We start from the raw sequence: 11,303 nt of genomic DNA, 5'->3' as shown, positions 1-11,303 counted from the left end.
GACCTCTGGGCCCCTTTTTTTGCTGAAGCAAAGCTTCCGTCAGAAAACACTTCCTCCCAGCTCAGCAGTGACTGCTGGTCTAACTGCCGTAGAAATTTTCTCCAGGCTTTTAGCCAAGCTCCTTGCTCTTCCCAATATTGCAACCTCCTCCAGCATGTACTGGGTGAGGGATACCTGGATGGAAGATCTTTCCAGCGAGCTCCAGAGCGTAGAACCCAAAGAATTCCTTCAATACAGGCTCGATTTTCTATTGGCCTTGGGCCTCCACCTCCGCGCTTTAGCGGAGGCAAGCATGGCTCGATCAGTTTCCATTGTTCGTCCGTCAACTCTGAATCAAACCGGCTCACACTTTCTCCTAATTGCTTGAAAAATTCGAGCATACCTTATTTCAAGTTATGAAACAGCTTCTAGGTATCTGAGCTACCCTCAAAGCGTAGAGTTCATAGATGGTGCAGAAGAAAAATCTAAGCAACCCCTTTTCTACAGGCGGTGGCGGAGTTCATTTTGAAGCTCATGTCCAGGCGTCTTTTGTTGCGCTGATGCTCACTGGCGGTCACGCTCCTTGCCTTCCCTGCTGGCCCATTGCGGAAATCAAACTTCAGGGCAAGATCGACGGCTTTGATACAGACGACCTCGTTGTTATCGTAGAAAACGTAAACACCAAGGAGCGGCGGAAACTTCTCGGGCAGGTCAAGCATTCCATTTCCATCACGCAGGGCAGTTCCCTGTTTGGAGAGGTGATGCAGGCCGCCTGGAATGATTTCAACAATTCCAAAGTGTTCTCTAGGGGTAAGGATATTATTGCACTGATCACAGGGCCGCTCAGTGCTACCGATACGCACAATGTACAGTGGTTGCTGAATCAGGCGAGGCACACCCAAGATGTTGATGAGTTTTTCAGAAACGTCCAGCAATCAAATTTCAGTCCACCTGAAAGTGCCAAGAAGCTGGAGGCCATTCACCATCACCTGAAGATCGCAAATAATGGAAACGATGTTTCAAGGGGCGAATTCTATGACTTCCTGAACCACTTCCATCTGCTCGGTTACGATCTTGGTAACGAGTTCGGTGTAGTCCTGTCTCTACTGCATTCCCACATTTCCCAATTCCAGCATCAGGCTCCGCAGCAGGTCTGGTCCCGCGTTGTCGATATTGTACAAACATGGAATCAGGATGCCGGTACGATCACACCCGACAAGCTGCCAGAAGACCTACTGGATGCCTTTAAACAAAAAGTCGTGGCAGAAATGCCTGAAGAGTTCAAGGCGACACAGGAGAAGCCTAAAACCGATTGGTCCCAGCACCCAGACGCAACCTATTTGGCCCTAGCAGTCCTGATTGGGAGCTGGAACGAAAAAAGTGAGTGTGACCTCGACGCGATAACCCAACTTTTTGGCATCAGTTATGACGAATGGTTAAACAAGGCACGGGAAATATTGCACCACGCTGATAGCCCATTGTATCTCAAAAACGGCATCTGGAAAGTTATTAATCGAGCCGAGCTTTGGATCCTACTAGGATCTCGCATCCTTGATCAGGACCTCGAGAGGTTCAAGTCGCTTGCTGTTTCTGTACTGAAGGAGCCAGATCCGGCTTTTGAACTGCCAGCTGAAGAGCGATACGCGGCAAGCATTTATGGCAAGGTGCTGAGCTGTTCACACGTGTTGCGAAAAGGCATTGCAGAGGGCTTGGCCATTCTGGGAAGCCAGCCGGAGTCGTGCGCTAACTGCTCGCAAGGGAAAGCTGAAGCAACCTGCGTATGGGTGATACGTGAACTTCTGACCGATGCTGACTGGGTTTTGTGGGGAAGCCTGAATGGTTTGCTGCCCACTTTGGCCGAAGCTGCTCCGGATGAGTTTCTTGATGCGATCGAGAAGGCGCTGCGTATGACGCCCAGTCCTTTTGATGAGCTTTTTTCCCAGGAAGGCAGCGGCATCACCGGAGGCAATTATCTAACCGGCCTGCTCTGGGCGTTGGAAGGGCTGGCCTGGGATGAACAATATATGGTTCGAGTCTGTGTATTACTTGCTGAACTTGCCAGCCATGACCCCGGCGGTCAGTGGGCCAATCGACCATCCAATTCGCTTGCAACGATTTTGCTACCCTGGCTGCCGCAAACACTGGCATCTGTTGACAAGCGCAAGGTCGCGGTGCGAACGATCCTTCAGGAATGGCCGGAAATCGCTTGGGATCTGATCATTCAGCTTCTGCCCGGGCAGCACCAGACATCTTTTGGGTCGCACAAACCAAGCTGGCGCAAGACCATCCCCGATAACTGGGAAAAAGGCGTGGCGCAACAGGAATACTGGCAGCAGGCATCTTTTTATGCGGAACTTGCCGTGGCTGCCGCTGGTCAAGATACCGCTCGACTTTCCGTATTGATTGATCATTTTGATAGCCTGCCTGAACCCGCTTTTGATCAACTTCTCAAGGCTCTTTCCTCTCAACCCATTTTAGAATTCCCCGAAGAGCAACGACTTTCTATTTGGGATCATCTCACGAAATTCACAAACAAACATCGCCGGTTCGCCGATGCAAAGTGGGCATTGCCCGACGAAATGATTACCAGAATTGAACACGTTGCCGAGCAACTCGCTCCCACCAACCCATTCAATTTATATCAGCATCTTTTCACGGACCGAGATTTTGATCTCTACGAAGAGAACGGCGACAGGATGGAGCAGCGAGAGAAGCTCAACATCCGCCGTGAAGAGGCTATTGCAGAAATTTTTCGGCAAGATGGTGCTGATGGCGTTATCCGGTTTGCCGAATCCGTTTCTTCACCCTATCAGGTTGGGCTAGCACTTGGCGTTGTTGACGATGATACATTCGAACGCCTTCTTTTACCGAATTTCCTGGACTTGCCGGAGAATAAGCACAAGGCCTTGGTGAGCGGTTTTATTTGGAAGCGTTACCATCTCAAAGGGTGGAAGTCGTTTGACAACCTTGACAAATCGGATTGGACGCCCGAGCAAGTAGGACAATTTCTTGCATATTTGCCATTTACCGAAGAAGCATGGAATCGAGCTTCTGAATGGCTTCAGGAACAAGAGAGTGAATACTGGACCCGCACAGACGCTAATGCCTACATGGCCGATGGTGATCTAACCAATGCGATTGAGAAACTGATTGAACATGGCAGACCACACGCAGCAATCAACTGTCTTGCCTGGATGCGCCATGACAAGCAGCCAATCGATACTAATCAATGTGTTCGAGCGTTGCTTGCGGCGCTTTCCTCCCATGAACCCAGTTACGCCATGGATGGGCATCATATCGTCGAGCTGATCAAGTTTCTTCAGGAAGAGCCTTCGATAAACCAGGATGATCTCTTTAGGGTTGAGTGGGCATATCTTCCTTTATTGGAGCGTGATAGAGGTGCCACGCCACAACTCCTTGAAAGCAGATTGGCCAATGATCCCAAGTTCTTTTACGAGATAATTCGACTGATCTACCGTTCCAAGAAAGAAGATCAGCCGCCGAGAGAACCTACTGAGGAGTCAGAGACAATTGCGACAAATGCCTTGCGTCTACTAGATGAGTGGAAGACACCACCTGGAACACAACAAGATGGGGCGTTCAGCGAAGAGCATTTTACTAATTGGCTCCAAAGGGTAAAGGAAGCCTGTACGGAATCCGGCCACCTGGAAGATGCGCTTTTCAATATTGGCAAAGTATTGATTCACACCCCACCCGATCCAGACGGCCTATGGATACGCCGCGCAGTCGCTGCCGCACTGAATGACCGTGAAGCCGATGACATGCAAGACGGTTACAGGACGGGGACATACAAGTCACGCGGTTTTCATTGGGTTGACCCAACCGCAAAACCGGAAAGAGAACTGGCTGAAAAATTCCGAAGTAAAGCCGAGGAAGTAGAGAACGCCGGATTTCAGAGATTTGCCGTTACTTTGAGAGGTTTGGCAGACAGCTACGACCGAGAGGCGGAACGAATAATTGACGAACATAAATACCGGGATGGTGACTAATAGCAATGCCTAACAAGGCCGTATACGCGGACGTATTTTTCGCTCGCTGTGTTCACCAAAAATACGCCGGTTACAGAAGGCGTTAGGGAAACTCTCAGCCTGAGGCAACAAAGTGTACGAAAATAGATTTATTGCTTTTATAGATATACTCGGATTCGGTGATTTAGTCCAAAGCAGTGCCAAAGATAAAAATATTCAGGAGAAGATTTTTGAGGCGCTTAACTCCATTCAATCCGATAAACTCAATGAAGACCTTTATGCTCGTGTTAATGAAGAGTTAATACCCCCAGAAGAACTAGAGGCAGTTAAGGAGATAGCCCGTGTATTTGCGCAAGCGGGAAAGGCAGCGCATCCCGTGACGATCACGTATTTTTCAGATAGCCTAGTAATATCTGCACATAAAAATGACGTGATTGCTTCCCAGCTAGTTATAGACTTGGTAATAAAGCTAAAAATTAAAATGTGGACTGATCATAGTCTGCTTATCCGTGGTGGTATAACACTCGGAAAGTTGACTCATATAGAGGGTGGACCTCTCTACGGCCCTGCAATGAATAGAGCATATTATCTCGAATCTAAAGAAGCTAAGTATCCACGTGTTCTTATTGACGAGCCGTGTCTTGCTAAATACCGGGAAGTGGGAACGTTTGGCCTCTTTGAATCGTCAATAAGTAAGGATGAGTCGCACAGTTATATTAGTCTAGCGACATCCCTATACCATACGCTTACGGACAGTTCACTTGTTTTGTCTGGAGAGGCAGTGTTACGCCAATTTAGGGATACTTATGAGATGGCGCCAGATAAGATAAGTGCAATTGCTGATTCTCACGCAGATGAAAAAATAAAAAGCAAATACCAGTGGCTTCTGAATGAATTCAATAAAATTGGAAAGCAATAAAATTGGATGCCCACCGGGGTTTTTCAAGATAGTTGTAAAAAATTGGACACCCACTAATTGAATAATTGGTGGGACGAGTGATAAAAATAGACACCCACCAATTGAAACATTAATGGGAAGGCTACTGCATTCTTAGTCCGCTGTTGCCAGAGCTTTGTTTTCGGGCAAGTAGAGCCTGCGTCCTGTTTGGAATTTCGCCAAACAGTTTTGTTATGGCGCAGCAGTCCTTCGCAGAAGCCGCGATGACGTTTTTCCGTGACAGGAGAAATTTTAAGAGGTGATCGGTGGGGATAGATAGCGCGCGCAGTCGCGGATTCCGTGGGCCCAACGTTTTCCGAACTGCTTGCAGGCGGAGCGCACTGAATGGGTGGCACCAACCAGAGACTTGAAGCGACTTTCGGAATTGCGGTTCAGGTAGAGCCAGTGTCGTGGGTCGATCTGCAGCCGCTCGAGAATCGGCGGCAGTTGTTCATCGATCGCGCCGCGCTTGTCTTCACGCAGGCAACGGCCGCTCCAGTCCACCAGCTCCAGATAGTCCTGTAACTGAAACGGCAGTCCTATTGGCATAGGTTCTCGTGGGCTACCAGCGAAGGGAAAGAGCTGATGTGGCTGTTTGCCATCCTGAGCTGCCGAAATTCGCCGTTGTATGGAAGTGTCCAGATAAAAATCAGCCGCGCACGCCATTCTGTGACTACCTCCTCCAGCCGGGCCAGTTCCGCAGCGTTCAAGGTTTCGTTATGGGCAAAACGCTGGGAAAGTGGAGAGCCCTTACAGACCTGATGCCAGCGGTCCACTACCTCACGTAATGTCCAGGCTTCAGCCTGTGCGGCATTGATATGCAGTACCACATGATAGTGGTTGCTCATTACCGCGTAGGCACAGACATCAAGCGCAAATACCTCGGCCAGTTCCAACAGTCGATCTTCGATCCACTGTCTCCGGTGCTCGAAGCTGCGCCCAGTACGCTCATCCCGGCCGCACAGGAATGCGCGGCGCACGCACCGAGAGACGCAATGATAGTAGGGCGTAGCTTCAAGAGAGATAAGGGATTTGCGCGGGCGTCCCATTTTAACTATCCATTCATATGTATGGATGAACAGTGCTTTCTATAAGGTAGAGAATGTTGCCATATGATTGGCATTGAAAACTTTTTATTTTATGGGTGTCCATGATTCGCAACCTTCTCACTTGGCGCAAACACAGGATGCTGGTGCTGGGGTTAGGCCTCTGCCCTATCGGCAGAGGCCAGGTTGGTTTTATTGTGGGCTGAATTCAAAGCTATCCGCGTTCCACTCCCAAGTGTTGCTGGTGTTACCCGCGCTGGTAATGCGCAAAGTGTGTGTGCCAGCGGGCAGGGTTACGGCATTAGCAGCGCTGATGGTTGAAAAATGACTCCAACTTCCGGTGGATGGAACGTCCAAATTCAGTAAGGCATTGCCATTTAAGCTGAGCGCCATGGCGGCACCAGTTTCTGGCGTGGCGACGACAGCGCTAAAAATATAATTGCCACCACTGGGAACGGACAGGGTGTATTCGCCGTAGTCTCCGCGCTGATTGTAATTAATGGCGGTAACGCCGTTTTGTGTGTAGGTTTGAAAACCATCGTAGGTGCCTCCAGTGCTGGTAAAGTTTTCGGCTTCTAGAGTAATGACCTGAGTCTGTTGGCCGTTGTCATTACCGCCGTCGTTCCCACCGTTGTTCCCTGTGCTGTCACCCACTTTGATCAGGCGAATTTTGTCGCCATTCCACTGCCATGGAGCGCTGCCGCTGCTTTGCACCCGTAGGATATGAGCGCCTGCACCGATCGTCAAATTGTTGCTGAGGCTAAAGGTTTGGTAGTTCTCCCAACCGCCTGTTGCTTGCATTCTGATCTGCCCGATGTAGATGTCGTCAATCTGAAGATCAGCTCCGATACCTGAGGTAACGGTAGAGGCGGTATCCAGCTCCAGCCGATAGTCTCCGGCTTCCGGTATATTGAAGCTGTACTCTGCCCAGTCGCCCAAGGTGTTGAAATTAATGTTGCCGTTACCCGAAGGGTTAAAACCTGTAACAGTGTCACCTGCTACCGCATCGCCTTCTTTGCCAGTGGCGTAAAAGCTGTCAAAGTCAAAACTGACAGTAACATCACTGTCGTCATTATTATCGTCGGCGGGGACGGGTTTGTACACGCGAACCCAATCTACATAAAACTGGTTTTTACTGCTGTCGGCCAGCTCGGCATCAGTGGCGAGAATGCCGTTGTCAGAGCGCCAGTCCTGATCTTCCGCATCGATAATAATTTGCATGGGCTTGCTCAACCCTGTGCCGTTAGTGTAACCGTAGGGGTCGATCATATCCGTACCGCTCACGGTTCTTACCAGCTGGCCATCAATGTAGTACTCAAGGTGCCAGGGATCGCGCCAGTACACACCCACTCGACTGTATTGTTCGCGCCACAGGCGGCCATCGCTGTACCAAGCGCCCATATCCTGAGGTTGATAATCCTGGAAGGGGTCTCGAATAAAAACATGGTGGGCCAAATGCATGCGTTCGGCAAACCAGGTTTGGTCCGGGCGGCTGCTGCCGTAAGCTTCGACAATATCAATCTCTTCAGTGGAATCGCTGCTTAGCATCCAGACCGCATTGGCCAACACCTGATCCATAATCTTAACCCGAGTTTCAATGTAAACCGGGTACTGAACACTGTCGTTGGAGTGTATAGCACCGGTATACACTTGATCGGTGTTGGGTTTGCGGGTTGCCTGAATAACTAACTGGCCGTTTTCAACGCGTGAATTCGGGTTGTGATAATCGGTCAGCCCAGGGCCCTGCCAGGCATTGATAAAACCTTCGGCCCAGCGGTCGTAAAATGCCTGGCTTTTGCCGTTGGCCGGGGCGGAATAGTTAAAGTCATCGGAAACATTGCCCTGCAGCTGCCAGATGTTTCCTGCGCCGGCATCTGCGGGAACGGGGAGCCCATCCCAGTCGGCGGCAATGGTGGGGGAGCTGATAGCAAGTGCTGTAAGAGCAGAAGCGAAAAACTTCATAATGACCTCTCTTTTTTGTGGTTTACATTTATCGAATTGTCGATTGTTAACTATTTTATGATGGGCGTGCATTGGAGCATAAACAGGCCATGTGGCCTGTGAACACCGTCACCGACCAACCGCCAAACTGCCCGGCATATTCGTAAGAATGGCGTCAATAACCGCTTTGGGGCCCGAGCGGATTGCTCAAATTGTGGGACGGGGCGGGTGTTTTGGCTAATGCTGGCGAGTTACAAAAAGTCAGAGTAAATATTAGGGGCGTTGGGGCGCTTACTAGGGCCTGTTCACACTAATTTTTGAGAAAATAAAAATGGACACCCATCTATTTAAAAATAGTTGAGAACTCTACTGCATATTCAGTCCACTGTTGCCAGCGCTTGCTATTCGGGTAACAGATTCAGAGAGGTCAATAATTTTTCTGTTCGGAAAAACAGGTGTCTCCCGGCCCCTCCAAGAGGGAGGGGCCTTCGCAGTTGCTTTGAAAAGACTCAGCCGTCGCAGCGCAGCGTGGTGCTCTCCGCACCAGCGGGCACATATTTGATATCCGCCACTGCCAATGACAGGGGCTTTTCGCTCTCGAGCAGCAGACTGCTCTTAACCCGCGAGAAATCCGCGCACTGTTTGGCGAAACACTAGAGTGTCGATGGACATCTCCGCCCATTCATTGACGGGGATTTGCTGCAGAGATTCCAGCAATGACAGGCTGCCGGCACAGTCTGATCCGCAATCCACCGAAGCTTGCACTTCGCCACTGGGTTTCTCATCCAGGCGCAGCTTCAAATTCAGGGGGCCGCCGGACTCCAGATAGCGGCTCATATCCTGCGGTTTATGCGCTCGCAGGGCCACACCACCGGAGCGCAAACCGGCCCACTACACCAAGCGAATAAATTTCATGGACACCCCTAGATTGAGGAGTCATTACATGTGTGTCTATGAATCATTATTACAAGGGTGTCTATGAATCATTACCGTGCCTGCAGTCAGTTACCTAGGGCAAAACGCAGACTTCAGTCTGCGCTGAATTGATATGCAGTATTGCATGTTGGCGATTACTTACTACCAAGCGGGCACTGATATCAAATGCAAGTATCCCAGCCAGCGTTAATAGCCGATCTTCTATCCATTACTTCCGATGCTCAAAGCAACGCACGGTGTGTCCATCGCAGCTACACAGGAATGCGTGATGCACGCAAGAGAGACGCAAAAATAGTAGGGCTTAGTATAGAGAGAGATCAGTAATTGGCACTGCTGTCTCATTTGGGCCATGCGCATAACTGTATATATAGATAGTCTTGCCTGTGTAGTAATAAGTGTTGCAATATGACTGGCATCGAAAGCTTTTTGTTTTATGGGTGTTCATGAACTGCCTGTTGCGGAGATAGTTATATCAGGCCCTTGTTCAGCAGCCTGTGGCTCTTGTTCACCGATGAACGGCCGCTAAGTCGCTGACTTTAAAGGGTATAGAGATAAAAATTTGAGCCACATAGAAAAAGATAACTGAGCGTCTGGCTCGTTTAACTCCTGAATCTAAATCGAGCTGTAGGTTATCCCATTGATTTCAATGAAGATTTTCCAGCATGTGGCATTGCGCGCCTGTGAACAAGAGCCAAGATGATATAGAGCCACTGGCTTTTGAATAAAACTGTTAGCACCGCATGAGTTGGAGCCTCTGAGTTGCCAAATATTAAAACTTTGACAAAAGAAGATGTTATTGAAATACACGAAAGACTAGTGGCTGACGCCGCTGAATCCGACGACCCTATTTCTCCTCCGGGAATTAAAAACGAAGGCCTGTTAGAGTCAGCAATAGCACGGCAACACGCCGGGTTTGGCGGTGAGCTAAAATATGATGATCCAATCTCTAATGCAGCATCACTATGCTATGGGATATGTAGCAATCATCCTTTACACAATGGAAATAAGCGCACAGCACTAGTGGCATTGCTGTGCCATTTAGATAAAAATGGTTTTACATTTAACAATCGAACTAATCAGGATATTCTCTATTCTTTCATGCTTAACGTCGCATCGCATAAAATCGCACCAAAGAAAAAAATTAAAAAAGGCCACGACCACTCCGATGCAGAAGTTGAAGCAATGGCGGGCTGGATAAGGAAAAAGACTCGCAAGATAGAAAAGGGCGAAAGGTCGGTTTCTTATCTAGAGCTAGAACAAATACTACGCGAACATGATGTCTATTTTGAAAACCAGAAAAACAACTACGTTGACGTTGTTAAATACACGGTGGAAAATAGAAGAAAAGGTCTCTTTGGTAAAGAAGAAGTTCGAGTAGGAAAAAAAGTAGCCAATATACCCTACTGGCCTGGCCGAACAGTTGGAAAAAACTTAGTGAAATCTATCAGAAAACAAGCAGGTTTAACCCACAGTGATGGGATAGATTCGGCATTATTCTATGGTAAAGAGACACCGCCAGATGATTTTATACAAAAGTACAAGAAAGTTCTCAGCAAACTTGCAAAGACTTAGTGCTAACAAAGCGTTGCTAGGGACAAACCTACGCTACGCTTCGGTTTGCCCCAGAGCACGGCGTTAGAGCAAGGAGCAACAACAAAGAGGGGATCATTATGCATACACCAATAGAGTTCTATGTGAAGTTGCCAGTAGACCTTTTTCGCGGAGGCACACCAACAAAGCACAAATTTGACTACCTGAGGACCATGCCCCCAAGGAATGAAACTCAAACATACGATGTAAAATAAATCCGAAAAGTGGCTTCATCGACCACACATCGGGTGGGCTGAGCCTTTTTAATGCCCCAAATTTTGGATTTGGTCCAGATTGGTGGATGATTCCTGCTGGAACAAAACTACCGCCGGAGTTCACTCTATCCAAAGATTTAACAGGCGGCAAGTTTAGAGGGCATTACACAATCAGAGCACTTGTAGATATGCCCATTACAACCTGGAAGCAAAAGCTTACGGAGTGGGCTGACAAGTACGCAGTTCATATCAATCAGAAAAAAAGGGCTAAAAACGATGTTTAGTGTTATGGAGCTTCGCCTAATAAGATCATCCGTTAAAAAAACAATGGATGACTTAATAAAGCGAAAAAATATTCTAGATCCCGAATCTGATGATGCGGTAGAAATTACCAATGACTTGATGATCTATCAAAATATAATTGAAAAAATAAATGACAGAGAAGATGTATAGCTCTAACAAAGCCAAGCACAGCGACAGCTTTTCCGTTACTGCTTCTCCTCCACTACAAAGCTGCGCGTGTTGGCGGCGTTATGAGTAGGGACACCATTGATAAATAGTTTGCTATCACGATCGGTAGTGTTCAGAATTCTGTGTCATTTCTTTACCATAAACAAAAAAGAGATGACCCATGACCAAACCTACCTTCGATATGGATGCCGCCATCAAG

9 protein-coding genes are annotated in these 11,303 nt (G+C 48.4%); 4 read left to right on the top strand and 5 right to left on the bottom strand.

What is annotated here, in order from left to right:
- A partial coding sequence (locus BM155_RS17860) for a transposase (protein WP_139223314.1) occupies positions 1–380 on the bottom strand: 380 nt, incomplete at its 3' end.
- Between the two features lie 66 nt (positions 381–446).
- Between BM155_RS17860 and BM155_RS16435 the strand changes: the two genes are divergently transcribed.
- On the top strand, positions 447–3,989 hold the full coding sequence (locus BM155_RS16435) for a hypothetical protein (protein WP_074904377.1): 3,543 nt from the start codon (positions 447–449) through the stop codon (positions 3,987–3,989).
- A 112-nt stretch (positions 3,990–4,101) separates the two neighbouring features.
- Complete coding sequence (locus BM155_RS16430; protein WP_074904374.1) at positions 4,102–4,887, top strand: hypothetical protein; 786 nt, start codon at positions 4,102–4,104, stop codon at positions 4,885–4,887.
- A gap of 270 nt (positions 4,888–5,157) precedes the next feature.
- Here BM155_RS16430 and BM155_RS17460 read toward each other — a convergent pair whose 3' ends face one another.
- The 4 genes from BM155_RS17460 to BM155_RS16415 form a co-directional block, all read right to left on the bottom strand.
- A complete protein-coding gene (locus BM155_RS17460; RefSeq protein ID WP_217641574.1) occupies positions 5,158–5,454 on the bottom strand; it encodes a hypothetical protein in 297 nt (98 codons plus the stop codon).
- The gene (locus tag BM155_RS17455; protein WP_217641572.1) at positions 5,445–5,954 is read right to left on the bottom strand and encodes a hypothetical protein; all 510 of its coding nucleotides are present in this window, start codon (positions 5,952–5,954) and stop codon (positions 5,445–5,447) included. The genes BM155_RS17460 and BM155_RS17455 overlap by 10 nt, the downstream gene beginning before the upstream one ends.
- Before the next feature lie 189 nt (positions 5,955–6,143).
- Complete coding sequence (locus BM155_RS16420; RefSeq protein ID WP_074904371.1) at positions 6,144–7,913, bottom strand: carbohydrate-binding protein; 1,770 nt, start codon at positions 7,911–7,913, stop codon at positions 6,144–6,146.
- A 594-nt stretch (positions 7,914–8,507) separates the two neighbouring features.
- Positions 8,508–8,774: a putative glycoside hydrolase gene (locus BM155_RS16415; RefSeq protein ID WP_175487817.1), complete on the bottom strand. Its 267-nt coding sequence runs from the start codon at positions 8,772–8,774 to the stop codon at positions 8,508–8,510.
- An 813-nt stretch (positions 8,775–9,587) separates the two neighbouring features.
- Between BM155_RS16415 and BM155_RS16410 the strand changes: the two genes are divergently transcribed.
- Entirely contained in the window at positions 9,588–10,400 is an 813-nt protein-coding gene (locus BM155_RS16410) for a type II toxin-antitoxin system death-on-curing family toxin (protein WP_217641570.1), read from the top strand.
- A 217-nt stretch (positions 10,401–10,617) separates the two neighbouring features.
- On the top strand, positions 10,618–10,917 hold the full coding sequence (locus BM155_RS17910; RefSeq protein WP_175487818.1) for a Tse2 family ADP-ribosyltransferase toxin: 300 nt from the start codon (positions 10,618–10,620) through the stop codon (positions 10,915–10,917).
- Positions 10,918–11,303 lie beyond the last annotated feature (386 nt).

The sequence above is a fragment of the Microbulbifer thermotolerans genome (assembly GCF_900112305.1).
GTDB lineage: Bacteria > Pseudomonadota > Gammaproteobacteria > Pseudomonadales > Cellvibrionaceae > Microbulbifer > Microbulbifer thermotolerans.
Note: the sequence above shows the minus strand (reverse complement) of the source record. Positions and strands in the feature narration are given on the sequence as shown.